This window comes from Amphibiibacter pelophylacis (genome assembly GCF_037688875.1).
In the GTDB taxonomy this organism is placed as follows: domain Bacteria; phylum Pseudomonadota; class Gammaproteobacteria; order Burkholderiales; family Burkholderiaceae_C; genus Amphibiibacter; species Amphibiibacter pelophylacis.
The window spans coordinates 77,971-102,184 of record NZ_JAWDIE010000012.1; the positions used below are offsets into that span (position 1 = coordinate 77,971).

At 67.4% G+C, this 24,214-nt stretch carries 23 protein-coding genes, 1 tRNA gene and 1 other RNA gene; 7 read left to right on the top strand and 18 right to left on the bottom strand.

The features are described from left to right. Window positions 1-11: 11 nt before the first annotated feature. Window positions 12-584 (top strand): GNAT family N-acetyltransferase, encoded by a 573-nt coding sequence (locus RV045_RS09075; RefSeq protein ID WP_423235465.1) that lies wholly within the window; start codon window positions 12-14, stop codon window positions 582-584. An 11-nt stretch (window positions 585-595) separates the two neighbouring features. Then, window positions 596-1,624 (top strand): methylmalonyl Co-A mutase-associated GTPase MeaB, encoded by a 1,029-nt coding sequence (meaB, locus tag RV045_RS09080; protein ID WP_423235466.1) that lies wholly within the window; start codon window positions 596-598, stop codon window positions 1,622-1,624. Here meaB and RV045_RS09085 read toward each other — a convergent pair. From RV045_RS09085 to rnpB, 4 genes are all read right to left on the bottom strand, one after another. Further along, window positions 1,506-2,237: a YecA/YgfB family protein gene (locus RV045_RS09085; RefSeq protein WP_423235467.1), complete on the bottom strand. Its 732-nt coding sequence runs from the start codon at window positions 2,235-2,237 to the stop codon at window positions 1,506-1,508. The genes meaB and RV045_RS09085 overlap by 119 nt on opposite strands. Before the next feature lie 24 nt (window positions 2,238-2,261). Then, complete coding sequence (locus RV045_RS09090) at window positions 2,262-2,777, bottom strand: septal ring lytic transglycosylase RlpA family protein (RefSeq protein ID WP_423235468.1); 516 nt, start codon at window positions 2,775-2,777, stop codon at window positions 2,262-2,264. Window positions 2,778-2,938: 161 nt separating this feature from the next. After that, window positions 2,939-3,023, bottom strand: a tRNA-Leu gene (locus tag RV045_RS09095). Between the two features lie 241 nt (window positions 3,024-3,264). After that, window positions 3,265-3,581: RNase P RNA component class A (gene rnpB, locus RV045_RS09100), an RNA gene on the bottom strand. 57 nt (window positions 3,582-3,638) lie between these two features. Here rnpB and RV045_RS09105 point away from each other — a divergent pair. Beyond that, the gene (locus RV045_RS09105; protein WP_423235469.1) at window positions 3,639-4,226 is read left to right on the top strand and encodes a cysteine hydrolase family protein; all 588 of its coding nucleotides are present in this window, start codon (window positions 3,639-3,641) and stop codon (window positions 4,224-4,226) included. Here RV045_RS09105 and gloA2 read toward each other — a convergent pair. The 14 genes from gloA2 to RV045_RS09175 all read right to left on the bottom strand — a co-directional run bounded on the left by gloA2 (window position 4,160) and on the right by RV045_RS09175 (window position 18,149). Then, window positions 4,160-4,558 (bottom strand): SMU1112c/YaeR family gloxylase I-like metalloprotein, encoded by a 399-nt coding sequence (gene gloA2 / locus RV045_RS09110; protein WP_423235498.1) that lies wholly within the window; start codon window positions 4,556-4,558, stop codon window positions 4,160-4,162. The genes RV045_RS09105 and gloA2 overlap by 67 nt on opposite strands. Then, window positions 4,558-5,328 (bottom strand): DUF3025 domain-containing protein, encoded by a 771-nt coding sequence (locus RV045_RS09115; RefSeq protein WP_423235470.1) that lies wholly within the window; start codon window positions 5,326-5,328, stop codon window positions 4,558-4,560. Before RV045_RS09115 ends, gloA2 begins: the two co-directional genes overlap by 1 nt. Before the next feature lie 23 nt (window positions 5,329-5,351). Next, window positions 5,352-6,434 carry a dihydroorotase gene (gene pyrC / locus RV045_RS09120; protein WP_423235471.1) on the bottom strand — a complete coding sequence of 361 codons (1,083 nt, stop codon included), beginning with the start codon at window positions 6,432-6,434 and terminating at the stop codon, window positions 5,352-5,354. A 58-nt stretch (window positions 6,435-6,492) separates the two neighbouring features. Further along, window positions 6,493-8,985: a putative bifunctional diguanylate cyclase/phosphodiesterase gene (locus tag RV045_RS09125; RefSeq protein ID WP_423235472.1), complete on the bottom strand. Its 2,493-nt coding sequence runs from the start codon at window positions 8,983-8,985 to the stop codon at window positions 6,493-6,495. Window positions 8,986-9,111: 126 nt separating this feature from the next. Beyond that, complete coding sequence (locus tag RV045_RS09130) at window positions 9,112-9,978, bottom strand: DODA-type extradiol aromatic ring-opening family dioxygenase (protein WP_423235473.1); 867 nt, start codon at window positions 9,976-9,978, stop codon at window positions 9,112-9,114. A gap of 118 nt (window positions 9,979-10,096) precedes the next feature. After that, complete coding sequence (locus tag RV045_RS09135) at window positions 10,097-11,182, bottom strand: PLP-dependent cysteine synthase family protein (RefSeq protein WP_423235474.1); 1,086 nt, start codon at window positions 11,180-11,182, stop codon at window positions 10,097-10,099. Then, window positions 11,175-11,801 carry a septation protein A gene (locus RV045_RS09140; protein WP_423235475.1) on the bottom strand — a complete coding sequence of 209 codons (627 nt, stop codon included), beginning with the start codon at window positions 11,799-11,801 and terminating at the stop codon, window positions 11,175-11,177. The genes RV045_RS09135 and RV045_RS09140 overlap by 8 nt, the downstream gene beginning before the upstream one ends. A gap of 3 nt (window positions 11,802-11,804) precedes the next feature. Beyond that, window positions 11,805-12,254, bottom strand: coding sequence for a peptide-methionine (R)-S-oxide reductase MsrB (gene msrB, locus RV045_RS09145; protein ID WP_423235476.1), 450 nt, complete (start codon window positions 12,252-12,254; stop codon window positions 11,805-11,807). A gap of 13 nt (window positions 12,255-12,267) precedes the next feature. Beyond that, on the bottom strand, window positions 12,268-12,765 hold the full coding sequence (locus tag RV045_RS09150; RefSeq protein WP_423235477.1) for a DUF192 domain-containing protein: 498 nt from the start codon (window positions 12,763-12,765) through the stop codon (window positions 12,268-12,270). 138 nt (window positions 12,766-12,903) lie between these two features. After that, entirely contained in the window at window positions 12,904-13,137 is a 234-nt protein-coding gene (locus RV045_RS09155; RefSeq protein ID WP_423235478.1) for a hypothetical protein, read from the bottom strand. 236 nt (window positions 13,138-13,373) lie between these two features. Then, window positions 13,374-14,114 carry an acetoacetyl-CoA reductase gene (gene phbB, locus RV045_RS09160; protein WP_423235479.1) on the bottom strand — a complete coding sequence of 247 codons (741 nt, stop codon included), beginning with the start codon at window positions 14,112-14,114 and terminating at the stop codon, window positions 13,374-13,376. Between the two features lie 46 nt (window positions 14,115-14,160). Continuing rightward, window positions 14,161-15,339: an acetyl-CoA C-acetyltransferase gene (locus RV045_RS09165; protein ID WP_423235480.1), complete on the bottom strand. Its 1,179-nt coding sequence runs from the start codon at window positions 15,337-15,339 to the stop codon at window positions 14,161-14,163. A 58-nt stretch (window positions 15,340-15,397) separates the two neighbouring features. Further along, on the bottom strand, window positions 15,398-17,146 hold the full coding sequence (phaC, locus tag RV045_RS09170) for a class I poly(R)-hydroxyalkanoic acid synthase (RefSeq protein WP_423235481.1): 1,749 nt from the start codon (window positions 17,144-17,146) through the stop codon (window positions 15,398-15,400). 85 nt (window positions 17,147-17,231) lie between these two features. Then, window positions 17,232-18,149 (bottom strand): purine nucleoside phosphorylase YfiH/LACC1 family protein, encoded by a 918-nt coding sequence (locus tag RV045_RS09175; RefSeq protein ID WP_423235482.1) that lies wholly within the window; start codon window positions 18,147-18,149, stop codon window positions 17,232-17,234. A 140-nt stretch (window positions 18,150-18,289) separates the two neighbouring features. Here RV045_RS09175 and RV045_RS09180 point away from each other — a divergent pair, with 140 nt between their 5' ends. The 4 genes from RV045_RS09180 to RV045_RS09195 all read left to right on the top strand — a co-directional run bounded on the left by RV045_RS09180 (window position 18,290) and on the right by RV045_RS09195 (window position 24,202). Beyond that, the gene (locus RV045_RS09180; RefSeq protein WP_423235483.1) at window positions 18,290-18,868 is read left to right on the top strand and encodes an NUDIX hydrolase; all 579 of its coding nucleotides are present in this window, start codon (window positions 18,290-18,292) and stop codon (window positions 18,866-18,868) included. A gap of 456 nt (window positions 18,869-19,324) precedes the next feature. Then, entirely contained in the window at window positions 19,325-21,442 is a 2,118-nt protein-coding gene (locus RV045_RS09185; protein ID WP_423235499.1) for a type I secretion system permease/ATPase, read from the top strand. Window positions 21,443-21,473: 31 nt separating this feature from the next. Beyond that, window positions 21,474-23,006 (top strand): HlyD family type I secretion periplasmic adaptor subunit, encoded by a 1,533-nt coding sequence (locus RV045_RS09190; RefSeq protein ID WP_423235484.1) that lies wholly within the window; start codon window positions 21,474-21,476, stop codon window positions 23,004-23,006. Window positions 23,007-23,170: 164 nt separating this feature from the next. Further along, entirely contained in the window at window positions 23,171-24,202 is a 1,032-nt protein-coding gene (locus RV045_RS09195; protein ID WP_423235485.1) for a TRAP transporter substrate-binding protein, read from the top strand. The last annotated feature ends 12 nt before the right edge of the window (window positions 24,203-24,214 follow it).

Sequence of the window (24,214 nt, forward strand, 5' to 3'; positions counted from 1 at the left end):
ATGGGGTCATCATGAAACACGGCTATCGACTGGTCCCCGCGCGGGACGATGATTTCGAGGCCTTGATGGGGTTGCGCTGGTGCGCCATGCGCGAGAGCATGGCCGATATGGGACGCATTGATCCCGATCACGCCCGCGCCCGCATGAGCCGGGGTTTTGCGCCGCAGCACACACACAAGATCCTGGCCGACACGATCAACCCGCTGACAGGCCAGCCCGACCTGATGGGCTTCGTGGTCGTGCTGCCCAGCGAACCGGGCTGGATCATCGACCACCTCTACATCCACCCGACCGGCCAGCGCCGGGGTTTGGGTTCGTGGGTGCTGGGTCAGATTCTGGAGCACGCCGACCGGCGTCAGCGCAGCGTGTCGGTCGTGGCCCTGCGTCACAGCGCGGCCGTGCGCTTTTACGAGCGCCACGGCTTTGTCGCCACGCTGCAGGGCGAGTGGGATGTCCACATGCAGCGCGCCCCGCGCCAGCCTGCACTGGCCGATGGCCCCGAAGCCGTGGCAGTGAGACCCGCGCCGCTGTCACGTCCGGCGCCCGCCGTCGTGCCGGACCGCCAGCCTGCGCTCAAGCGCTGACGATTTTCTGCATGGATTCCCGGGACAGCCTCTGGCTGGAGCAGCTGCGCGATCCTGACGCCCCGGCCGCGCGCCGCGCGCTGGCCAAAATCATCACCCTGCTGGAATCGACCCGGCCCGATCACCGCGAACGCGCTGGCCTGCTGCTGGATGCCCTGCTGCAGCGCAGCGGGCCGACCACGCGCATCGGCATTTCCGGCGTACCGGGCGTTGGCAAAAGCACGCTGATCGAGGCGCTGGGCCTGCACGCCATCGCCCAGGGCCACCGCGTGGCGGTGCTGGCGGTGGACCCGTCCTCGACGGTGCACGGCGGCTCCATCCTGGGCGACAAGACGCGCATGGAGCGCCTGAGCGTCCACCCGCGCGCCTACATCCGCCCCAGCCCGTCGGCGGGCCATCTGGGCGGCGTCGCCAGCCAGACGCGCGAGGCACTACTGGCCTGCGAGGGCGCGGGCTACGACGTCATCCTGGTCGAAACCGTGGGCGTGGGCCAGAGCGAAGTCGCGGTGGCCGGCATGACCGACCTTTTTGTGCTGATGCAGCTGCCCAACGCGGGCGACGAGCTGCAGGCGATCAAGAAAGGCGTGATGGAGCTGGCCGACCTGATCTGGGTCAACAAGGCCGATGTCGATCCGGTGGCCACCACGCGCGCCTGCGCCCAGATGAGCGGCGCGCTGCGCCTGCAGGCGGGGTTGCGCGGGGGCGATGCGGCGCAGGTTCAGCCCATCAGCGCGCTCAAGGGCGACACCCTTGCGCAGGCCTGGCAGGGCGTGCAGGACTGGCTGGCGCAGCGCCGCGCCGATGGCCGCTGGCTGGCGCGCCGCCAGCGCCAGAACCGCGACTGGATGTGGGAGCGCATCCACCGCGGCCTGCGTCTGGCCTTCGAGGCCGATCCGGCGGTGGCGCAGCAGCTGCCGGACATCAGCCGCCGCGTGCTGGCGGGCGAGCTGGCTTCTTCGACCGCGGCGGCCCGCCTGCTGGCCCTGCACGGCGTGGATGCGTCCCGGCTTTCGCCGACCCCGTCTTCACCGGCTGGCTGATGTCGGCCAGCAGCAGCGTGGCGCAGACCAGGTCTTCCACCAGATCCTCGGCCTGCATGGGCGGCTCCAGCGCTTCGATGGCGTCCTGAAGTTCGGGTTCCAGGTCGACATCGTCCGGATCAAGATGGCGGTAAAGCAGCGCCAGCGCATCGACCATCTGCTGCGCTTTGGCGCTGCCGCCCGCACTCAGCAGACCCTCGAAGGCGTTGGTCGCCACCGAAAAGCCCGCCACCCAGGCGGCCACGGCACCGCCCAGATCGTCTTCGTCCTCGGGGTCGGCCATCAGCCAGGGGTCAAACCACTGACGCTCGCGGATGGCCTGCTGCAGCTGCGCCAGGCGCTGGTGCGCGCTGCGCGCCAGTTCGTCGCGCTGGGCCAGGTTCAGCCCGGCGTGGCTGCGGGCGCCTTCGGGCCAGGGTCGGCCGTCGGCGTCGTGCAGGAAAGGCAGCCACTGCGCGGGCGGCACGGGGCGCGGCTGCAGTGCCACGCCGACCAGAAAACCGTCCAGCGCCGACAGATCGAAAGCGCCATCGTCCGGGGTGATGCGCTGCAGCAGATCGTCCAGGCGCTGCAGGGCGTCGTCGTCCAGAGGGGGCAGGGGCGCTTCGGTCATAAAGGTCTCGGGGGTGGGGATGAATCAGCTTTTGGGCGCTGCGACCGGCCAGCTCAGCCGCACGCGCGCCACGCCGTGGACGCCCAGTTTACGGGCACTGGTGCGCGACAGGTCGATCACCCGGCCGCGTACATAGGGGCCCCGGTCGTTGATGCGCACTTTCACGCTGCGGCCGGTGCGCAGTGCGGTCACTTCCACCCAGGTGCCAAAGGGGATGGTTTTGTGCGCGGCGGTCATGGCGAACTTGCTGTAGCGCTCACCGCTGGCGGTGCGTCGCCCATGGAAGCGGCCGCCGTACCACGATGCCACGCCCGTCTGGTGGTGTTTGGCCTTGGCTTTTTTGGCGGCTTTGCGGCTGGTGTGGCCCTTGTGCGGGACCGCTTTGCGGGCCTTGGTGCCGGAGTGAGCGGTTTTGGCCTTGACCGGGGTGCTGTGCCGGTGCGGTTCCGCGCTCTTGGCCAGGGCCGGCGGCACGGCCAGCGCCAGACCCAGCGCGATGCTCGCAGCGCCCAGACGCCAGCGGGAAAAAGTGTTCAACATATTGATTTAGGCTGTTTTTTACACGGTCCGCCATACTAACCGAAAGCCCTGGACCTGTATCTCAGGGTCCGCCCGGGGAGCGGGCATAAGACGCAGCAGCGTGGTGCGTGGGCTGCGCTGGCGGGACATCGTCGCCGTTCTGTGGGGGCGGTACCCGCCTGTGGTGCCCGGAGCGGGAATCGAACCCGCACGCCGTGAGGCTCCGGATTTTAAGTCCGGTATGTCTACCAGTTCCATCATCCGGGCGATGCCGTGCTGTGACGGCGCAGCCATTCTAGCGGACGGCGTCGTGGCCAGAAGCCCGGGCAAAAGGACAAAAAAAACCCCGGTGCGTTGGCGCCGGGGTTGAATCCATCCGGGGAGGATGGAGGAGACATTCGATCACAATGTACTCATTCTAAGGGTAAACCCAGGGGTGCGCAAGCGTTCTGACCCGGTTTTGCTGCGCTGCGGCAAAAATAAATCACAAACGTTGTTTTAATGAGAAGTGTGAACCGGGGCGATAGGCCGGATTCTGTTCGCCGGGTTGCCCCGGCGTGACCGCCATTCCTCTGGGCCGCCTGTCGCCAGAACGGCTCGATGCCACCTACCCGCACACTCTCCGGGCCAGATCATCGTGTGCCTATTTGGTGTTGCTGCGCGCAGAGATTGCCCGTTTCACCCGGACTGAACCGGCTCGTCTCTGTTGCTCTGATCCTCACCTCGCGGTGGAGAGGTGTTACCTCCTGCGCTGCCCTGTGCAGTCCGGACCTTCCTCCAGTGCGCCCTTTCGGGACTTGCACCAGCGGCGGTCTGCCCTGGTTCACGGGCGCGATTCTACGCAACAATAACGTCAGATTGGGGCCGTTTCAGGAGAAGGCGATGCGTCAGGCGGTGCTGGTGATCGATGTGCAGCAGGGTCTTTGCGAAGGCGAGGGCGCTGTGTTCGACAGCGCGGGCGTGATTGCGCGCATCAACACGGTGACGCGCCGGGCGCGAGCGGCTGGGGTGGCGGTGATCGTGATCCAGCACGAATCGGGCCCCGGCTATCTCGAACACGGCACAGCGGCCTGGCAGAGCGCCCACGGCCTGGAGGTTCAGCCCGGCGATCACCGTGTGCGCAAGACCACGCCCGATGCCTTTTTGCGCACCAGCCTTGCGCCGCTGCTCCAGGAACTGGGCGTGCAGGAACTGGTCGTTTGCGGCATGCACACCGAGTTCTGCGTGGACACCACCACGCGCCAGGCGCTGGCCCGGGGCTATCCGGTGGTGCTGATCGCCGATGGCCACACGTCGGCCGGCAATCCGGCGCTGGATGCCGCGCAGGTGATCGCGCACCACAACCACACGCTGGCGAACATCGAGAGTTTTGGTCCGCGCGTGCGGCCTGTCAGTGCGGCCGATTACCGCCCGGACGCGGGCTCCACCATTTCCAGCGGCAGGCCGTCCGGGTCGGCGAAGAAGGTGTAGCGCGCGCCGGTGAACTCGTCGATGCGCACGGGCTCGACCGCCACGCCGTGCTGCTGCAGGTGCGTGATGCAGGCGTCCAGGTCGCTGACGGTGAAGGCCAGGTGACGCAGGCCGCAGGCTTCGGGGCGGCTGGGCCGCTCGGGTGGCGCGGGGAAGGAGAAAAGCTCGATCTGACCGCCATCCGGCAGCGCCAGATCCAGCTTCCACGACTGGCGCGCGGTGCGCAGGTTCTCGGCGACGATGCGCAGGCCCAGCACTTCAGTGTAAAAGCGCTTTGATGCCGCGTAATCGCTGCAGATGATGGCGGTGTGGTGGATGCGTTGCAGGCTCATCATTCGGAATTCTCCAGGCGCAGGGGCCGAAACACGGCCGCATCCTCATAAAAAGCAGGATCGACGCTCGCGGGCCACCAGCCCGGAATGCCCAGCACGGGCAGGTGCAAAAAGGGCTTGGTGGCCAGACGCTGTGGCGTCAGGCTGCCGGGCTGTGGCCAGACCCACACATGCGCGGTCAGGCTTTTGTAGGGCGCGGCCAGCTTTTCCAGCAGGGCGTGGCCCAGCAGGGTGAAGCGCACCTCGCGCGGCCAGCGCGGGCGCTGGCCGTGCAGCAGATCGGCCCAGCGGCGCTGGCGCAGCAGATCGATCAGGTCGGGCGGGGCGTCCAGGATCAGGCCGTTTTCGTCCAGCAGCGTCAGCGCATCGCGCACCGGGCCGCGCGTCTGCACGCCGCCCGCACGGGCGATTTCGGCCGCCTGCAGCGCGTTGAGCTGGCGCTTGAAGCCGGGGTGATGCAGCCACATCAGCCCGTTCAGAAAGTCGTGCAGGTTGTCGCGCGTGGGCACGCCGCCGGTGCGGTAGATGAAGGTCTCGTAAGCCTCGCCAGCGGGCAGATCGCCCTGGGGCACAAAGTGCAGGGGCTGGCCGGGCGCATCGCCAAGGAGTGGCCTGTGGACATATCCGGCCGCTTCTTGCTGTGCCATCACGGCGTTCAGGCCGTCAGACACGCAGCCGCCGCGGGCGTCAATCGTGCGGACCAGCGCCTGGCCCAGCGGCGCGTAGGGCGCGAACCAGGGCGCGGTCCAGTCCAGCGCGGTCCAGGGCATGGCGCTGCGCGCGGGGTAGGCGATTAGGCGGCCAGCGACCAGGCCAGCTGCTCGCCCGCGCGCAGCGGCGTGAGCTTGCCTTGGCCCAGCGCCAGTGCATCGGGCACGTTTTGCACCTGGCGCACCAGGGTGATCTGGCCGCTGTTGCGCGGCAGGCCATAAAAATCGGGGCCATGGTGGCTGGCGAAGGCCTCCAGGCGGTCCAGCGCGCCCACGCTGTCGAAGGCTTCGGCGTACAGCTCCAGCGCGTTCAGCGCGGTGTAGCAGCCTGCGCAGCCGCAGGCGTGCTCCTTCAGGTGCGTGGGGTGCGGGGCGCTGTCTGTGCCCAGGAAGAAGCGGTCTGAGCCACTGGCGACGGCGGCCAGCAGCGCCTGGCGGTGGGTTTCGCGCTTGAGCACCGGCAGGCAGTAGTAGTGCGGCCGAACGCCCCCCTGGAAGAGGGCGTTGCGGTTATAGAGCAGGTGGTGCGCGGTGATCGTGGCGGCGGTGTGCGGCCCGGCCTGCGCCACGTACTGCGCGGCGTCGCGGGTGGTGATGTGCTCGAAAACCACCTTCAGCTCGGGGAAATCGCGCCGCAGCGGCACCATCACGCGGTCGATGAACACGGCTTCGCGGTCGAAGAGGTCGATCTCGCTGTCGGTGACTTCGCCGTGCACCAGCAGCGGCAGGCCGTGGCGCTGCATGGCCTCCAGCGCGGCCCGGGTGTGGCGGATGTCGGTCACGCCCGCGTCGCTGTTGGTGGTCGCCCCGGCCGGGTAGAGTTTCAGCGCCACCACGCCCGCGTCGCGCCCCCGGACGATCTCATCAGCCGGCGTGTTGTCGGTCAGGTACAGCGTCATGAGCGGCTGGAAACCGGCCCCCGGCCCTGATGTGGGCCGCGCTGCCAGGATGCGCTCGCGGTAAGCCAGCGCCTGCGCGGCCGTGGTCACGGGCGGGCGCAGGTTGGGCATGACGATGGCCCGGGCGAACTGGCGTGCGGTGTGCGGCAGCACGGCGGCCAGGGTGTCGCCGTCGCGCAGGTGCAGGTGCCAGTCGTCAGGACGGGTCAGCGTGATGGACTGGATCGGCGACTGAATCGCGTTCGGGGGGGATTTTTCAGCGGTCATGGCAGGGCCTTTTCAGACCCGGATTGTCGCAGAAGCCCGGGGGTCGACTGTGTGGCCATCAGGCCATGGCGTCTTCGCCCTGCAGGCGCTGGGCAGCCAGCCAGACCTGGAAATCGCCAAAGGGCAGCGGCTTGCTGAACAGGTAGCCCTGGCCGTAATCGCAGCCCATGTTGCGCAGCAGATCGCGCTGCTGCTGGGTCTCGACGCCCTCGGCAATCACCTTCAGGCCCAGCTTGTGGGCCATGACGATCATGGCTTCGCACAGGGCGCGGTCGCTGGAATCGGCGCGCAGCGACTGCACGAAAGCGCGGTCGATCTTCAGGTAATCGATGTCCAGATCCTTCAGGTAGGCCAGCGAGGAATAGCCCGTGCCGAAATCGTCCAGCGAAACCTGGATGCCCGCATCGCGGTAGGCCATGAGGCGGCGCTTGACGTGCGGGTTCATGTCCATCATGACGCCTTCGGTGATCTCGACGCAGACGCTCTGCGCGCCCAGACCGTGCGCGGTCATGCTGTCGATGACGCCGTCCTTGCCGTCAAAGGCGGTGAACTGGCGCGGCGACTGGTTGATGCTGACCTGGAAGGGATTGCCAAAGAGGCGCTGCAGCAGCCGGGTGTCGCGCGTGGCCTGGTCGCACAGCCACTGGCCGATTTCGCCGATCAGGTTGCAGTCTTCGGCGATGGGGATGAACTCGGCCGGGCTGATCAGGCCGCGCTGCGGGTGCGGCCAGCGGATCAGCGCTTCGGCCTTGGTGACCTGGCCGCTTTCCAGTTCGACGATGGGCTGGTAGGTCAGGTAAAACTGGCTGGTGCGCACGGCTTCGCGCAGATCCAGCACCAGCTCGCGGCGCTGGCGGGCGCGGGTCTGCATGGCCGGGACGTACATCTGGCAGACGTTGCGCCCGGCTTCCTTGGCGGCGTACATGGCCTGATCGGCGCAGACAACCAGCTCGGCCGGGGTTTTGGCGTCGCTGGGGAAGGCGGCGATGCCGGCCGAGGCCGTGACCAGCAGCCGCGCCTCGCCGATCTGGAAGGGCTGCGCGAAAGTGTCCAGCAGCTTGCGCGCAATGGGCTGGGCATGCGCGCTGTCGTCGGTGTGGCAGACGATGATGCGGAACTCGTCGCTGCCGATCCGCGCCAGCGTGTCGTACTCGCGCAGGCAGCTGCGCAGGCGGCGCGAGGCCTCGATCAGCAGCTGGTCGCCCACATCGTGGCCAAAGCCGTCGTTGATGTCCTTGAAGTTGTCCAGGTCCAGACAGATCACGGTGAAGGCCTTGCCGCTGCGCTCGGAGCGCTTGACCTCGGCGGCCAGGCTCTGGTCGAAGCTGACGCGGTTGTGCAGTCCGGTGAGCGCATCGAAGTGCGCCATGTGGCGGAAGCTCTCTTCAGCCAGCACCTGCTGGGTGATGTCGGTGCTGACGCCCACGGTGCGGATCGGCATGCCCTGGCCGTCGCGCGACAGCACGGTGCCGCGTGTGCGCACGTGGCGGTAATTGCCATCGGTGTGCCTCAGGCGGTACTGCATGACGAACTGGTTGTTGCTGGCGCTGGCCTGCACCTCTTCAATGCTTTTGGCCAGCGTCATCCGGTCATCGGGGTGGATCAGGCTGTACCACAGGCCAAAACCATCGGTCACCGGCGTATCCGGGGGCAGACCCACCATGGTCAGCCAGCGTGGGGTGTTGTACCACTCGCCCGTCTGGGCGTTGAAATCCCACATGGCGTCGTTGGTGCTTTCCACCGCCAGACGCCAGCGCTCCTCGCCCTTGGCCAGCGCCTGGGCGGCCGTGTCGGCCTGCTGCTGGCTGCGCCGCATGATGTAGCCGCCGGCCACGACCAGCAGCAGCCACAGGCCCAGCTTGGTCCACCACAGGCCCTGGGCCATATTGCGCGACATGGTGTCCAGGCTCATCGACAGGTTGCGCGAGACCGCGCCGGATTCGCTGCGCAGGCCGCTGAGCCGGTCGGTGAAGGCGTCGCGGTCGGCCTGGCTCATGCCGCCGTCATCGAGCAGGCTGCGCTGGATGTCGCGCGCCAGGATCTGCGTGTCGCGGGTGATTTCCGCCGCCTCGTCCCACCAGTGCAGCGGCGCGACCAGCAGCCCGGTCGGCCGGAAGAGGCGTGTGAACCAGCTGATGCGCTGGACATCGTCCGGGTGGCTGCCCGCGCGCACCAGCACGGCCGACGCGTAGGGCGTGGTCACCGGGCGGGTGTCGCTGCTGCTCATGGACTGGTCACGGCCCTGCAGGGATTCCATGAACTGGATCTGCGCCATGGGCAGCTCCATGCTGGCGTCGAACTGCGTCTGGAAATCGGAGGGCGGCAGGGTATTGCCCAGCAGGCTGCCGATGGTCAGCATGGCGTTGCGCTGGTTCAGAAACCAGTTCGAGCCCGAGCTCATGCTCGCACGAATGCCGTCCATGATCTGCACGCCGACCAGCCCCAGCGAGAGCTGCAGCAGCATCACGCAAAAGAAAGGTGCCAGCAGCGCGGCCCATTTCCAGCGTCCGTGACCGGCGGAGGCCCTGGCCTGTTTTCCGGAGGAGTTCATGATCGGTTGCCTGCGGGCCTGTTGCGCACCGCCCCATGCGGCTGCCCGACCCAAAACCATCATAAGCGGCAGGGTTTGATCTTCAAGAGGACGGCGCCCGGCCGGAGGCGCCAGCCCGGTACTATGTCACGCTGGCTCGGGTTGCGGGCGCAGGTGATGAAAGGCGGCCTCGGTGGCAGGCAGGCCAAACACATACGACTCCATCGAAAGTACGCCCAGCTCCATGCCGCCCGGCAGCGCCGCGACGCAGTCGCCCGCCGCCGCTCCGGCCGCCACCAGCAGCGGCAGGAAGTGCTCGCTGGTGGGGTGGGCCCGAGCAGCCTGCGGGGCCAGTTCCAGCGCGGCTGCCAGACGGGTGCTGTCGCCTTCTGCCAGCGCGGCGCGGATCCAGTCCACAAATCCTTGCGCGTACGCTGTGTCTTCGGCCTGTCCGCTGAAAACTTCATACAGATTGTGTGTCAGGCTGCCGGATCCCACGACCAGCACGCCCTGATCGCGCAGCGGTGCCAGCGCCTGGCCCAGCGCCCAGGCCTGCGCGGCGTCCATGCGCTGAGGCAGCGAGACCTGCAGCACCGGCACATCCGCCTCGGGGTACAGGTGCATCAAAGGCACCCAGGCGCCGTGATCCAGCCCGCGCTGGCTGTCGGGCTGCGCGGCCAGGCCCTGCGCCTGAAGCAGGGCGATGACCGCTTGAGCGATGTCCGGAGCGCCCGGCGCCGGGTACTGCAGCGTGTAGAGCTGCGCCGGAAAGCCACCGAAATCGTGAATGGTCTGCGGCTGAGCGCTGGTGCCCACGCGCAGGCCGGGCGTCATCCAGTGCGGCGAGACCACGAGCACCGCGCGCGGTGCGCCACAATCGCGCGCCAGCACCTGGCCCAGGCGGTTCAGCAGCGGCCCGGCCGTGCCGGGTTCGACGGCGAACATCGGCGAGCCGTGCGAGACAAACAGCGTGGGCCAGCGCGTGCCGGTGGCGGTGGTGGACTGAAGGGACATGGACAACTCCGTGAAAGAAACTGTCCCGGACTCTACGCCGCAGCGCCTGCGCGATAAACCGCCGCCGTCTGAATGCAGTGTTGCATCCTTGGCAACAGCGCGGGCAACAGCGCAGGCTTCAGCCGCCCAGACCCGCCAGCGCCGCCAGGTGCACTTCAGCGGCGCTGCAGTCGCCAAACTGCGACTGGACCCAGGCGTCGTCGTGGTAAGTGGCGGCGTAACGTTCGCCCGCGTCGCACAGCAGCGAGACGATGGAGCCGCTCTCGCCGCGCTCTTTCATCTGCTGCGCAAGCTGCAGCATGGCCACCAGGCTGGTGCCGGTGGACGGGCCCACGCGCCGCCCAAGCAGCCGCCCCAGCAGACGCATCGCCGCGATGGAGTCCCCGTTGCTGACGGGGGTCATGCGGTCGACCAGGCTGGGGATGAAGCTGGGTTCGACGCGTGGGCGGCCTATGCCTTCGATGCGCGAGCCCGGCCCCGTGATCGCGCCATCGCGGCTGGCGTGATAGGCCGCGAACACCGAGCCCTCCGGGTCGGCGACGCACAGCCGCGTGTCGTGCCCCCGGTAGCGCACGTAGCGGCCCAGCGTGGCGCTGGTGCCGCCGGTGCCCGCCCCCGCCACGATCCAGCGCGGCACGGGGTGGCGCTCGCACTGCATCTGCTCGAACAGGCTGTGCGCGATGCTGTTGTTGCCACGCCAGTCGGTGGCGCGTTCGGCGTAGGTGAACTGATCCATGTAGTGCCCGCCGCAGTCGCGCGCCAGGCGGGCGGCCTCGGCGTAGACCTGGCTGCCGTGATCGACAAAATGGCACTGGCCACCATAAAAGCGGATCTGTTCGATTTTCTCGGCCGAGGTGGTGCGCGTCATCACCGCCATGAACGGCAGGCCGATCAGGCGCGCAAACCAGGCCTCGCTGATGGCGGTCGAGCCGCTGGACGCTTCGACCACCGTCGTGCCCTCGCGCAGCCAGCCGTTGCACAGGGCATACAGAAACAGCGAACGCGCCAGCCGGTGCTTGAGGCTGCCGGTAGGGTGGGTCGATTCGTCCTTCAGGTAGAGATCGATCCCGGCCTGCGCCAGCGCGGGCAGCGGCAGGGCGATCAGGTGCGTGTCGGCGCTGCGGCAGACATCGGCCTCGATGCGCGCCAGCGCGCCGCGCAGCCAGCGGCTGTCCGAGGCCGCTTCAGGAGTCTGCTCAGGCATCGCTGCCGGGCTGAATGTGGCGTGCGAGGAAAAGGCCCTGGCCCACGACAAAGGCCAGCGTCAGCCCCAGGCTGCCGAACAGCTTGAAGTTGACCCAGGCGTCGGTCGAAAACTGCGCGGCCACAATCAGGTTGAGAACACCCATGGCGGCAAAAAAGCCCACCCAGGACAGCAGCAGCTTGGTCCAGGCGCTTTCGGGCAGCCGCATCGAGGCGCCCATCACCGTCTGAACCAGGTTCTTCTTCCAGATGAAACGCCCGCCCAGCAGCGCCAGGCCCATGCCCCAGTAGAGCAGGGTGGGTTTCCACTTGATGAAAGCGTCACTGTGGAACCAGATCGTGGCGCCGCCCATGACCACGACCAGCACCAGGCTGACCCAGACCATGGGCTCGACGCGGCGGCGCAGCGCCATCAGCACCAGCACCTGAATCAGGGTTGCGATGATGACCACGCCGGTGGCCAGCACGATGGGCGCCTGCTCGGGCGTGAACACGCCGCCTGCCGTCAGAAAACCCAGCGACTGCGTGGCCAGCGCGGCCGCCTGCGCCGGATCGCCGTGGGCGATCTTGTAGGTGACAAAGAACAGCAGGACGGGCAGGAAATCGAGCAGCAGTTTCATGACTCAGGCGCCGGATGGGGGAGAGGTTGCGGGCGGCGCCTCGCCCTCGAAGGCGATGGAGGCCGAATTGATGCAGTAGCGCTCGCCCGTGGGCTGCGGGCCGTCGGGGAAGACGTGGCCCAGGTGGGCGCCGCAGTGGCTGCAGCGCAGTTCGGTGCGCTCCATGCCGTGGCTGGCGTCGCGCAGGCGCTCGATGCCCGCACCGGCCAGTTCGGCCCAGAAGCTGGGCCAGCCGCAGCCCGCGTCAAACTTGGTGTCGGCGGCAAAGAGGGCGTGGCCGCAGCAGACGCAGCGGTAGTGGCCGTCCTGCCAGAAATCCCAGTAATCGCCCGTGAAGGCGCGTTCGGTGGCCGCCTGGCGGGTGATCTGGTACTGCGCGGGCGTCAGGCTGGCGCGCCATTCGGCGTCGCTGCGGCGCACGGGATAGCGGGGGTCATCGTGATCGTGGCTCATGGCGGGCCGTCCTTCACTGCAGGGTGGGTGTGAAGCCGGGCTCGAAAGCCGGGCCGCGCAGCTTCAGGCGCTTGAGATCGAGCTTTTTGCTGGCGAACCAGCCCTGGTTCACTTCCAGCACATAGCGCACCGGCTCGGACGAGCAGTGGCTTTGCAGCGTCAGCGGCTGCATGTCAGCGGTGTTGACGATGCGGCCATCGTCCGCGACGAAAGCGGCTGTGAGCGGCAGCAGGGTGTTGCGCATCCAGAAGCACTGGACGCCCGGCTGCGGGAAGATGAACAGCATGGCCTCGTGATCGCCCATGTAGCGCCGGTTCATCAGACCCAGCTCGCGCTGCTGCGGGGTATTGGCCACCTCGGTGACCAGGCTGTACATGCCAATGTGCAGCGGGGTGGTCGGCAGTTTCGGGTTGGCTTCCTGCGCCTGCGCGCCGGTTGAAACCACTGCCAACAGGGCCAGGGCCGTCAGCGCCAGCCGTCGGCCGGGCCAGAAGGTGGGGAATCGGATCATGGGGCGCTCTCCTGCCGCAAATCAACAGCGCCGCATGATGACACAAGCGGGCGCGGTGAGCGCGGCAGGGGCTGATCCGTGACCCTTTTACCGGGTCAATGCGGGCGGGGCCCGCAGCCAAACTTCAGTGCCTGGCGATCAGGCCTTGAGCAGACCGGCGGCGGCCAGCAGGTCGTCGGCGTAGGACGGCTGGGTATCGCGGTACAGGTCGGCCAGGCGCTTGAGCTCGGCCACCGTGCGGCGGCTGGGCTTGCGCGCGGCGGGCGCTGCCGGGGCGGCGTCGCGGGCTGTCAGGCTGGCCAGCAGGCGGCGCAGCAGTGACGGCGTGGCGGGGGCGTCCATCGTAGGCAGGTAAGCGATCATCGTGGTCATGGGAAACTCCTTTGCGACAAATCCAGGGTAAACCCTAGGTATGAAGCGAAGTATAGGGTAAACCCTAGGCCGTGTTAGCGCTAAACAGCTGTGCCGTTGTTGCGGTGCAACATAAGCGGCGCAGCCGCCCTGAAGGCAGCGACTTTGTGCACGCCCGCTTTGCCGGGCGTCCATGAAAAAAGCGGCCGAAGCCGCTTTTTCTGTCCGGGGAGCGCGCAGGAAGCGCGCTGTGTCGCTCAGCCCATGTGCAGGCCGCCGTTGCAGCTGAAGTTGGCGCCTGTGGTGAAACCGGCGTCATCCCCCGCCAGCCAGGCGACCACGGAGCCGATTTCATCGGGCGTGCCCAGGCGCTTGACCGGGATGGTGGCGACGATTTTTTCCAGCACGTCGGGGCGGATCGCTTTGACCATGTCGGTGCCAATGTAGCCGGGGCTGACCGTGTTGACGGTCACGCCTTTGGCGGCCAGTTCCTGCGCCAGCGCCATGGCAAAACCGTGCATGCCGGCCTTGGCGGCCGAGTAGTTGGTCTGCCCGGCCTGGCCTTTCTCGCCGTTCACCGAGCTGATCTGGATGATGCGGCCCCAGCCGCGCTCGGCCATGTCGGGCACGACCTGCTTGGTTACGTTGAACATCGAGGTCAGGTTGGTGCTGATGACGGCGTTCCAGTCGTCCAGCGACATTTTCAGGAACATGCGGTCGCGCGTGATGCCCGCGTTATTGACCAGCACGTCGATGGGGCCGTGCTCGGCCTTGGCTTTGCTGAAGGCTTCGACGGTGGATTCCCAGTCGGCGACGTTGCCCACGCTGGCGTGGAAGTCGTAGCCCAGCGCCTTCTGCTCGTCCAGCCATTTCTGGAAATCGCGCGTGGGGCCGCAGCCGGCGATGACGGTGAAACCGCCTTTGGCCAGACGCTGGCAGATGGCGGTTCCGATGCCGCCCATGCCGCCGGTGACGTAAGCGATGCGTTTTTGAGTCATGGTGTGTCCTGTTGTCCGATGTAAGGGGTAGAAAGAGGGGAAAGAATCAGCGCTCGACCGTCAGGGCCACGCCCATGCCGCCGCCGATGCACAGGCTGGCGATGCCTTTTTTGGCGTTGCGACGCTGCATTTCGTGCAGCAGCGTGACCAGGATGCGGCAGCCGGACGCGCCTATGGGGTGGCCGATGGCGATGGCGCCGCCGTTGACGTTGACCTTGTCCAGATCCCAGCCCATTTCGTTGTGCACGGCGCAGGCCTGCGCGGCAAAGGCTTCGTTGATTTCCAGCAGATCCAGATCGGCGGCCTTCCAGCCTGCGCGCTGCAGCGCTTTCTGCGCAGCAGGCACGGGACCCATGCCCATGATGGCCGGGTCCAGACCCGCGCTGGCGTAGCTGGCGATGCGCGCCAGCGGCGTCAGGCCCAGGGCGCTGGCTTTGGCTTCGCTCATCAGCATCACGGCGGCGGCGCCGTCGTTGATGCCCGAGGCGTTGCCTGCGGTCACACTGCCCGACTTGTCAAACGCGGGGCGCAGCCCGGCCAGAACGTCGGCGGTGGTTTTGCGGTTGATGAACTCGTCGGCGTTGAAAACCAGCGGATCGCCCTTGCGCTGCGGGATCAGCACATCAACGATTTCGTCCTTGAAGCGGCCCGCGTCCTGGGCGGCGGCGGCTTTCTGCTGGCTGGCCAGCGCCAGGGCGTCCTGCTGTTCGCGGGTGATGCCGTATTTTTTGGCGACGTTCTCGGCGGTGATGCCCATGTGGTACTGGTTGTAGACGTCCCACAGGCCGTCGTTGATCATGGTGTCGACCATGCTCCAGTTGCCCATGCGCTGGCCGTCGCGGCTGCCGGGCAGCACGTGCGGGCTGGCCGACATGTTCTCCTGGCCCCCGGCGATAACGATCTCGCTGTCGCCGTCGCGGATGGCCTGGGTGGCCAGCATCACGGCCTTGAGGCCCGAGCCGCAGACCTTGTTGATGGTCATGGCGGGGGTGTGCTGGCTCAGGCCACCCTTGATGACGGCCTGGCGCGCGGGGTTCTGGCCGCAGCCGGCGGTCAGCACCTGGCCCAGGATGACTTCATCGATCTGCTCGGGCGACAGGCCCGAGCGCTGCAGCAGGCCCTTGAGCACGGTGGCGCCCAGTTCGGCAGCGGGGATTTTGGCCAGGCTGCCACCAAACTTGCCCACGGCGGTGCGGGCGGCGGCGACGATGACGATGGAACTCATACTCTCTCCTTGAAAACGGGACGGTTCAGGTTGGGGGAAACCGGCTGGGGCACGGGCCTCAGCTGGCGGGCTGGCGCACGTAGCGCCCGGGGGCAGGTTCGATCACCGGGTAGCCTTTGGCGCCGGGTTTTTTGGGCGCGGCAACCAGTTTGCCGCCCGCGCCCGCCAGCCACTGGCGCCAGTCGTTCCACCAGCTGCCGGGGTGCTGGGTGGCGGCGTCCAGCCAGGCCTGCGCGGTGTCGGGAGCGGCTGTGCGGCCTGTGCTGCGCGTGCGGCTGCGGGCGGTGACGGGTTTGTCGCTGGCGACGGGCTCGCTGCCGTCGTTCCAGAAATTGCGCCGGTTCTTGCTGGCCGGGTTGATCACCCCGGCGATGTGGCCCGAGGCGCCCAGCACAAAACGCACCGGCCCGCGCAGCAGCCGGGTCGAGGCCCAGGCCGAGTTCCACGGCACGATATGGTCTTCGCGCGAGGCGTAAAGGTAAGTCTGCGTCTGGATTTTGCCCAGATCGACCGGCACACCGCACACCGTGGCCGCGCCGGGCTGCGCCAGGCGGTTTTCCAGGTAGGTATTGCGCAGATACCAGCAGTACATGGGGCCGGGCAGGTGGGTGGCGTCGCCGTTCCAGTAGAGCAGGTCAAAGGCGGGCGGGGGCTCGCCTTTCAGGTAGTTGCTGACGACGTAATTCCAGACCAGGTCGTTGGGCCGCAGGAAGTTGAAGGTGGAGGCCAGTTCCTGGCCCTTGAGCAGGCCGGGGCCGCCCGGCGCTTCGGGGCCGATGGCCATTTCGCGCGAGCGCACGGCGGCTTCGTCGACGAAAACGTCCAGCACGCCGGTGTCCTCGAAATCGAGCATGGTGGTCAGCAGCGTCATGCTGTGCGCCGGATGCTGGCCGTGCTCTGCCAGAACCGCCAGCGCGGTCGCCAGCAGCGTGCCGCCCACGCAAAAGCCCAAGGTGTTGATGCGCTCCTGGCCAGAAATATCCTGCACCGCCTGGATGGCGCGCACGACGGCGTGCTCGATGTAATCGTCCCAGGTGCGGCTGGCCAGACTGTCGTCGGGATTGCGCCAGCTGAGCACGAAAACGCGGTGGCCCTGCTCGACGGTGTAGCGGATCAGCGAGTTCTCGGGCTGCAGATCCAGGATGTAGTACTTGTTGATGCACGGTGGCACGAAAAGCATCGGGCGCTCGTGCACCTGAGCGGTCAGCGGGGTGTATTCCAGCAGCTGGAAAAGCGCGTTCTCGAACACGACGGCGCCCTGCGTGGTCGCCACATTGCGGCCCAGCTCGAACACGGTGGTGTCGGTCTGCGAGACGCGGCCCTTCTGCAGATCGGCCAGCAGCTGCTCCATGCCTTTTTGCAGGCTTTCGCCCTGGGTGGCAATGGCTTTGGCCATGGCTTCCGGATTGGTCGCCAGGTAGTTGGCCGGGCTGGCCGCATCGATCCACTGCTGCACGGCGAACTTCAGGCGCGCGACGGTTTTTTTGTCGCCCTCGAAGGCGTCGGCCATGGCCTGCAGGCTCTGCGCGTTGAGCAGATACAGCCGCGCCGCCATTTCGCTGGCGGGGGACTGCGTCCAGCTGGCGTCGGCAAAGCGGCGGTCCTTGAGCGGAGGCAGCGGGGTGGCAGGCGGTGCGGCGGGCACTTCAACACCCGGCATGGGCGGCATGGCGGCCGTCATCTGACCGGACAGGGTGCCCCAGAGCTGCTGGGCCTGCTCCATGTACTGCTTCTGGATCGCGGCCATGCGCTCCATGTTGACGCGCAGATCGGGCAGGGCGCTGGGAGGGATGTCGCTGGAGCTCATGGGGACCTCGCGGTGGGTGGCGTCCGCAGGAGGGCGGACCGACCGGTTCAGCCGATTGTGCCCTGGCTTTGACTACGGGTTTTCCTCAGGGCGGGTCTGTGCGGAGGGCGAAACAGATGCTGGCCGCCATGCGCCCGGTGACGCCCGCGTCGCGCCGGTATGAGAAAAACCGTGCCGCATCCCCGTACGTACACCTGTCGCCGCCGCTGACCTGCGCCACGCCCGCCGCCCGCAGCCGCTGGCGCGCCAGTTCGGGCAAGTCGGCCAGGAAGTGGCCGGGGCGATCCGCCTGCGGCACAAAGCAGGACGCGGCGCAGGCTCCGGCGTCGCCGCCGGGGGCGCTGGCCAGGAAGGCCTCGCGCACTTCGGGGCCGACCTCGAACGCCTGGGGGCCGATGCAGGCGCCCAGCCAGGCGTGCCAGGACAGGGCGAACAAAGACGGGGCGGACAAAAGCCGGGCTTCTTCTTCCAGCGCGTTTTTCAGGGCGGCCACCGTCTCCTCCAGCACCCCGCCGGCCAGGCCGCGCCAGCCCGCGTGCGCCGCGCCCACGCCGCGCACCCGGCCGCCAGCGTCCACCGCCCAGAGCAGCACCGGCAGGCAGTCGGCGACCAGCACCGTGCAGACCACGCCCGGCGCGGTGGTGATGGCGGCGTCGGCCTGGGGGCGGCTGTCCAGCGGCGCGTCGAAGGCGGGCACGGGCTCCTGCCCTGTCCAGCGCACCACGCGCGTGCCGTGCACCTGGTGCAGGTAGCGCACGGGCGCGGCCACCGCCGTCTGCCACAGGGCCTGGTTGCGCGCGATGCAGTCGGCTTCGTCCGCCCGGGTCGTCGGGCCGTAGTGCACCGGCCTCAGGTTGAGCCCGGCGAAATCGCCCGTGCTGACGCCACCTGCGCGCGTGCTCATCAACGCGGTCAGGCCGGCGGGACGGTGGCTGGCGTCAGGCCGCAAGGGAGCGATGGGCGCGGCCACTGACGGGGAGGGCGGCTGTTTTTGGAGGGGCATCATCGGGTCCGCAGAAATCAGGGGGAAGAAAGAGTGCAATAGCGCCGAAACTGTGCGGCGGGCGCCACGTCCCTCCCTGAACTGCGGGGGGAGGGTTGCATAATGGCCCCCGGTTTGAATCACAGCGAGGTCCAGGCACCATGTCCACATGGGACCAGAATGATACGGCGCAGCCCAGACACTGCCGCACCTGCGGCACGGTGGTGGAGCGCCGTGTGCCAGACGGCGACAACCGCCTGCGCGACGTCTGTCCGGTCTGCGGCGCCATCCACTACGACAACCCGCTCAATGTGGTCGGCACGCTGCCCTGGCGGCGCAACGGCCAGGGCGAGGTCGAGGTCCTGCTGTGCCTGCGCAACATCGAACCGCAGCTGGGGTTCTGGACCCTGCCTGCCGGATTCATGGAAAACGAGGAATCGGTCGCCGAGGGGGCCCTGCGCGAGACGCAGGAAGAGGCCGGCGCCGACATCGTCCTGGGCGAGCTGCTGCTGCTGTGCACGGTGCGGCGCGCCAACCAGGTTCACTTTTTTTACACGGCCGAACTGCAGTCAGACCGTTTCGATCCGGGCGAGGAAACGCAGGCCGTCGGCCTGTACACCCGGGAGTCCCTGCCCTGGGGCCGCATCGCCTTCGCCAGCGTGAAGCTGGCTTTGGAGGTCTTTTTTTCGCAGATCAACGACGGTGGCTTCCACCTACATTGCGCCGATATCCCGAGCTGATTTTTCCAGGCCCCCATCCTGGCCTGTCGGCGGGGCAGCGGCCACAACCATGAAGCATCACGCATGAACAATCCCAACGAGAACCCTGGCGCAACGCCTGCGCCAGCCGGTCCGGCGTCCACGCCTGAATCGGATCAGGCTGCGGCAGCCCGCCGCGCCCAGGCGCTGGCGGCCCAGCGTCAGGCTCAGATGCGCCAGCAGGCCGCCGCCGCGCAGGGGGCCGGCCAGCCCGCTGCGGCATCGCCAGTCCAGCCAGCCGCCATGCAGGCAGCGCCTGCTGCTGCGCCTGTCGTGGCGCCTGTGGCGGCCTCCCAGCAGGCTCACCCGGCCCCGGCGCAGCCTGCGCCAGCCAACCCGGCTGCGCCGGCCCAGACGGCCCAGACGGCGGCGCAAGCGGCCCAGGCCGCCCAGCAGCGCGCCCAGGCGCACGCCACGGCGCGCCTGCGGGAAGATCTGATGAACCCCGATCCGCTGCTGGACTGCCTGGTCGAAATCTGCCGCCTCAACGGCCAGAAGGCCTCGCGCGCGGCGCTGACGGCCGGTCTGCCGCTGGTGCAGGGCATGATGACGCCCTCGCTGGCCGAGCGGGCGCTGGGCAAGGTCGGCATGTCCGGCCGCCTGCAGCGCCAGTCGCTGGAGCGCATTGACCGCACCGTCTTCCCGGTGGTGCTGATGCTCAAGGACAACAAGGCCTGCGTGCTGCAGACGCTGGACCCCGAGCGCGGCGAGTGCCGCGTGCTGATGCCTGAAACCGGGCAGGGCGCTGTGGTGCTGCCGCTGGCCGAGCTGCAGTCGCGCTACACCGGCGTGGTGCTGTTCGTGCGCCCGCACTTCCGCTTTGACAGCTCGACCCAGGAAACGCGCAAGACGCTGTCCGGACACTGGTTCTGGTCGGCGATTTTCTCGCAGCGCTTCGTTTACAAGGACGTGCTGTGGGCGGCCATGCTGGTCAACTGCTTCGCGCTGGCCATGCCGCTGTTCACCATGAACGTCTACGACCGCGTGGTGCCCAACAACGCCATCGAGACGCTGTGGGCGCTGGCGCTGGGCGTCGGGCTGATCCTGCTGTCGGATCTGGTGATGCGCAAGATGCGCAGCAAGTTCGTGGACGAGGCCAGTGCGCGCATCGACGTGCAGATTTCCGCCACGCTGATGGAGCGGGTGCTGGGCATGCGCCTGGAAGGGCGTCCGGCTTCGGTGGGCTCGTTCGCGTCCAACCTGCGCGGTTTCGAGCAGGTGCGCGATTTCATCGCCTCCAGCACGGTGACGGCGCTGATCGATCTGCCCTTCGCGCTGCTCTTCCTGGCGGTGATGTTCTGGATCTCGCCCTACATCGTGGCGCCGGTGATCATCGCTTTCATCATCATCCTGATCGTCGGCTACATGTTGCAGCACCGCCTGCACGAGCTGTCGGAGACCACCTACCGCGCTGCCGCGATGCGCAATGCGACGCTGATCGAGAGCCTGTCGGGCATCGAGACCATCAAGTCGCAGGGCGCCGAAGGCACCATCCAGGGCAAGTGGGAGTCGGCCAACGTCTTCCTGGCCAAGACCAACGTGCGTATGCGCTCGATCTCGTCGGGCGCCACCTATATGACCAGCTGGATGATGCAGATGGTCAGCGTGGTGACGGTGTGCATCGGCGTGTTCCTGATCTCCGAGCGTGAAATGACCATGGGTGCGCTGATCGCTGCCAACATGCTGGGCGGCCGCGCGCTGGCCCCGGCCGGCCAGATCGTCGGCCTGCTGATGCAGTACCAGGGCGCACGCACGGCGCTGGAGGGCCTGGAGAAAATCATGGCCTCGCCCATCGAGCGGCCCGAGGGCACGACCTTCATCCACCGCCGCGAACTCACCGGCCTGATCGAGTTCCGGGGCGTGAGCTTCAACTACCCCAACCGCGATGACGCGGCGCTGGACAACATCAACCTGAAGATCAAGCCGGGCGAGCGCGTCGCGCTGATCGGCCGCATCGGTTCGGGCAAATCGACCATCCAGCGCCTGATCATGGGCCTGTACCAGCCCACCGACGGCGCCGTGCTGCTCGACGGGATCGACCTGCGCCAGCTGGACCCGGCCGACGTGCGCCGCAACCAGGCCTATGTGTCGCAGGACGTGACGCTGTTCCAGGGCACGCTGCGCACCAACGTGGCCTACGGCCTGCCTTACGCCGACGACAACGCGGTGATCGAAGCCGCCGACATCGCCGGTCTGACCGAGTACATCAACCGCCACCCCAAAGGCTTTGACATGGAGGTCGGCGAGCGCGGGGATCTGCTCTCCGGCGGGCAGCGCCAGAGTGTGGGCATCGCCCGCGCGGTGCTGAACAACGCCCCCATCCTGCTGCTGGACGAACCGACCAGCGCGATGGATTTCTCCACCGAAGCGACCATCACCAAACGTCTGACGACCTTCGCCCAGGACAAGACCGTGGTGCTGGTGACGCACCGCACGTCGCTGCTGAGCATGGTCGACCGGGTGGTGGTGCTGGATGCCGGGCGCATCGTGGCTGACGGTCCGCGCGACCGCATCCTGGAAGCGCTGCAGACGGGCCGCATTGCCCGCGCCGCCTGACCGCCCGGCACCCCGACGCAAGGAACACCTTATGAGCCAGACTCCTTCTCCTGCCGGCCAGCCCCAGGCCGCGCCACCCCAGCCGCAAGCCATGCCTCAGAGCATGATGATGCCCCCGCCCACGCCCATGCATAAACCCAAAGGGGCGATCTTCAGCGTGGGCCGCGTGTTTGTGGGCTTCATGGAAATCATCCGCAAGATGCTGGAGCCCATTTTCGGCCGCATCCTGCCTTCGACCAAAAACGAAGAGCCCGACGCCATGCCGGGCATGCGCACCTTCGAGGAAGACGCCGACGCGGCCATGAGCGCCAAAGGAACGCGCCGCGCGCAGAACATCGTGCGCGCCGCCATCCTGATCCTGATCGGTCTGGTGGTGTGGGCACACTTCGCCATCCTGGACGAGGTCACCAAGGGCCAGGGCACGGTCGTGCCGTCGCAGCAGATGCAGGTGATCCAGTCGCTGGACGGCGGCATTGTGTCGCAGCTGCTGGTGCGCGAAGGCCAGGAGGTCAAACCCGGCCAGGTCCTGCTGCGCATCGACCAGACGCGCGCCCAGTCCAGCGCCGGTGAAAGCCAGGCGCAGCAGTTCGCCCTGGAAGCGCGCCTGGCCCGCCTGCGTGCGCTGGCCAACGACGTGCCGTTCAACCCGCCCGTCGCCACCAACCCCGGCGAGAACCGCATCGTGGACGACGAGCGCCGTCTCTACGATTCCAAGCGCACCGAGCTGGCCACGCTGCTGTCGATCAACACGCAGCAGCTGGCCCAGCGCCAGCAGGAACGCGCCGAAGCCGAGGCCCGCGCCACCGCCGCCCGTGCCACCATCGACAGCACGCAGCGCGAACTGGCGCAGACCCAGCCCCTGGTCGCCACCGGCGCGGTGTCGCAGATCGACGTGCTGCGTCTGCAGCGCGACATCGACCGCGCCAAGGGCGATCTGGGCCAGGCCCAGGCGCAGATGCGCCGCGCCGAAGCCGCTGCCAACGAGGTCAACCGCAAGGTCAACGAGATCAACGTCAACTTCAAGAACGAAGCGCGGCGTGACATCGGTGATGCCATGGGCCGGCTGGCGGCCCTGCGCGAAGGCGCCGTGGCGCTGCAGGACAAGGTCAACCAGTCGGTGATCAAGTCGCCGGTGCTGGGCCGCGTGCAGCGCCTGCTGATCAACACGATCGGCGGCGTGGTGACGCCGGGCAAGGACATCATGGAGATCGTGCCGCTCAACGACGAGCTGGTGCTGGAAACCAAGGTGCAGCCGCGCGACATCGCCTTCATCACGGCCGACCAGACGGCCAAGATCAAGTTCACCGCTTACGACTTCAGCATTTACGGCGGGGTCGAGGGCAAGGTGATCGACATCAGCCCGGACGCCAGCAAGGACGAGAAGGGCAACACCTTCTACATCGTGCGGGTGAAAACCTCGCTGACGCCCGAGCAGCACAAGCAGTTCAAGATCATTCCCGGCATGACCGCCGAGGTGGACATCCTGACCGGCAAGAAATCGGTCTGGACCTACCTGATGAAGCCCATCCTGCGCGCGCACTCGTATGCGCTGCGGGAGCGGTGATCTTCGCCTGAGCCCCCCGCTGCTCTCAAGCCCCTGCCGCCTCAAAAGCGCAGGGGCTTTTTCATTCCCCTGTCGGGTCCAGGGTTTACGCCAGGGGCCTGGCAGGCTCCGCTGCCCTGTGGCGCCCCTAGAATCGCCGCAGGTATTATTTTCTGGAACCTGCCATGTCAAAACGTTTTGCCCCCCTGTGCCGCCGTACCCTGCTGTCGGCTGCTGTCCTGTCCCTGGCTGCTGTGGCCGCTCCGGCCTGGGCGCAGGCGCCCATCGTGATCAAGTTCAGCCATGTGGTGGCCGCCGACACGCCCAAGGGCAAGGCGGCGGAAGTTTTCGCCAAAAAAGCCGCCGAGCTGACCAAAGGCCGCGTCAAGGTCGAGGTCTACGCCAACTCCACGCTCTACAAGGACAAGGAAGAGATGGAGGCCCTGCAGCTGGGCGCCGTCCAGATGCTGGCGCCCTCGCTGGCCAAGTTCGGTCCTCTGGGCGTGAAAGAGTTCGAAGTGTTCGATCTGCCCTTCCTGTTCAGCAGCTACGACCAGCTGCACAAGGTCACCACCGGCGCGGTGGGCAAACAGCTGCTGGCCAAGCTGGAGCCCAAGGGCATCCGCGGCCTGGCGTACTGGGACAACGGCTTCAAATCGTTCTCGGCCAACACGCCCATCAAGCTGCCCACCGATCTGAAGGGCAAGAAAATGCGCATCCAGTCCTCCAAGGTGCTGGAAGAGCAGATGCGCGCGCTGGGTGCGCTGCCGCAGGTCATGGCCTTCTCCGAGGTTTACCAGGCGCTGCAGACCGGGGTGGTCGATGGCACCGAGAACCCCATCTCCAACCTCTACACGCAAAAGATGTACGAGGTGCAAAAGCACCTGTCGCTGACCGAGCACGGCTACCTGGGCTACGCGGTCATCGTCAACAAGAAGTTCTGGGACGGCCTGCCGCCCGACATCCGCACCCAGCTGGACAGCGCCATGGAGCAGGCCACGCGCTACGCCAACCAGATCGCCCAGGTCGAGAACGAAAAGGCGCTGGATGCAGTCAAGGCCAGCGGCAAGACCACCGTTTACACGCCCACCAAGGAAGAGCGCCTGGCCTTCAAGAAGGCGCTGGTGCCCGTGCACAAGGCCATGGAGAGCCGCATCGGCCGCGACACCATCCAGGCCGTCTACAAGGACATCGGCTTCAAGCCTGACAGCCTGTAAGAGGCTCCGGGC